Source organism: Bacillus sp. AP50 (assembly GCF_040492675.1).
GTDB classification, from domain to species: Bacteria; Bacillota; Bacilli; order Bacillales; family Bacillaceae_G; genus Bacillus_A; species Bacillus_A cereus.
On sequence record NZ_JBEUTW010000015.1, the window covers coordinates 1 to 2,277 of the forward strand.

Consider the following 2,277-nt stretch of genomic DNA (forward strand, 5'->3'; position numbering starts at 1 on the left):
TTATTGTCATCGGCGACTTGTCCTATATTACACCTCTATATAATAATAGTCAATATTAATCTTTCATTTTTTTAAAAAGATGAAAAAGACTCTCATACCCCCCTTTTATTTCTCATACATATCAATAAGATAACTGAAAGGAGTGTAGAACTTGTTCAACCCTTCTTTATTACACATCATAAGCTCCCATTCAAGAAGCCCACACTATCATAGGAAGTTTCCAATCATTCTATTTTGGAGTCAAAAAAGCGGTTGTACTTCTCTTGCTAAGTGGTTCTTTTACCAGATTGATTTATTACAAACCGCTCTAAGCTATAGTCCTTTCATTCATAATTATGAATATGATATATACAAAAGTACACCTACCTATAGTGTACGACTAGGAATAGCTCTACGAGAAAAACAAAAAGAAACTTTTAAACTCGTTCGTAACCCTTATAGGAGAGCAGTCAGTTCTTTCGTATCCTTAATTGGACCTCCTTATATGGAACATCCCGAATGGAAACCCATCCGAAAGTTTTTATATCAAGATGAAAATTCCTCCAAAGGGATCTCATTTAAACAATTTCTATACTATCTATTTATGAAAGGAGCTCACGCAAGTGATATTAACCCACATTTCACACAACAATATATAGCTGGTGAAGAAGAATATGTGACCAATTATATATACTTAGAAAACTTCGATCAGGAAATGAAAGAATTAGAAAAGCGTTTCGAATTAAAAACCGCACCAATAAATGAGTTCTCAACATCATGGCATCATCAAACTCCCGCCATGATTTATAAAGGGGATTTTAGCGAAGGCGATATTACTGATCCTTTATTTCCCCGTCATCCGACTTTTGAAAGCTTTTATGATACTGAATGTATACAACTTGTCCAAACAATATTTCAAAATGATTTCGACACATATAAATACAGCAAAGAATATCCATACTAACTTTAGTCTATTATCTTTGCTAAATAAAAAAGATACCTCATATATAAGGTATCTTTTTAACATTTCAATTATATAAATCATACTGTTTAACAGTCTCTATTCTCCACCTTGTTACCTTTTAATAGATTACATAACTTTTGCTTATCCGCCCATCCTACTCCGATTAAAACTAAACTCGCTCCCATTATTACTCTCCATGTCAGAGATTCATTTAATAGAATAATTGAAGTAACAATACTTATTAATGGTAATGCATTTAAATATAATCCGCTTACTGATGCTGAAACTCTCTCTAGCGCTTTATTCCAAAACCAATATGCTAAAATTGTTGCTCCAATAACAAGGTATATTACACTAAGTCCCGTTTTCCAAGTTTCAACTTTTGGGAGACCGTAATAAAAAATTTCTACCAGTGCAAACGGTAAGAGAATAACAGCTCCAATAATTAAAGTTAATGTTGTAAAAACCTCGTTTGATAAATACTGTTCTTGTTTTGGCCGTTTTAGCAAAACTGTGTAGAAAGCAAATAGAAAAGTACTTAATAATATCAGTATATCTCCTATTAAAGACACTTCTTGATTAGCACTTTTAGATGGAATCGTAATAAAGAGTACTCCTATAGCACCCAATATAATTCCTATCCAATAATTCAATCGAATTTTCTCTTTCAAAAAGAGTGCTGAAAAAAGAATTGTAACTAATGGTAATGCAGCATCTATAATACTCACATGTAATCCACTGGTTAAAGAAATACCGTAGGATGTAAACATAAAATAACCAGCTACACCGGTAAAAGCTAACAAACTCATTCTTTTCCATGGAACTTTTTTATGTACAACTGATTTTTGTAGTTGCTTAAATGAGAATAGCATACAAATTCCACCTGCAAAGAAAAGACGAATAAACAACAAAGTAAACGGCTGAATAGATTCTAACGCCCATTTTGTTGGCGCAATGGCTGTGCCCCATAATATAACAGCCACTAATAACATGCATATTTCTTTCATAATCCCCCACACCCATCAAAAATATATGTTAACTACCTTAATTATAGATTTTTTCTAATGTAAAATCCTTTAAAAACACAAAAGGTTATGTTAAAAGAGCTAGATTGCTACTTTTCATATAACCTTTTTATATAAGATCACAAACATTCTTGTTACATCTGGACTATATTCTTATAAAGGTAATTCTTACCTTTAAATTTAAAATAATAAAAATAAACACAAAAAAACCTAAGTCGAAACGACTTAGGTTTTTGCTTGGCGACGTCCTACTCTCACAGGGACAAGGTCCCAACTACCATCGGCGCTAGAGAGCTTAACTTCCGTGTT

At 32.5% G+C, this 2,277-nt stretch carries 2 protein-coding genes; one reads left to right on the top strand and one right to left on the bottom strand.

The window, feature by feature from the left end; translation table 11 throughout:
- Positions 1–151 precede the first annotated feature (151 nt).
- Positions 152–943: a sulfotransferase family 2 domain-containing protein gene (locus ABWK52_RS02040; protein ID WP_000483020.1), complete on the top strand. Its 792-nt coding sequence runs from the start codon at positions 152–154 to the stop codon at positions 941–943.
- An 86-nt stretch (positions 944–1,029) separates the two neighbouring features.
- Here the strand turns inward: ABWK52_RS02040 and ABWK52_RS02045 are convergent, their stop codons facing one another.
- Positions 1,030–1,950: a DMT family transporter gene (locus ABWK52_RS02045; RefSeq protein WP_000658284.1), complete on the bottom strand. Its 921-nt coding sequence runs from the start codon at positions 1,948–1,950 to the stop codon at positions 1,030–1,032.
- Between the last annotated feature and the right edge of the window lie 327 nt (positions 1,951–2,277).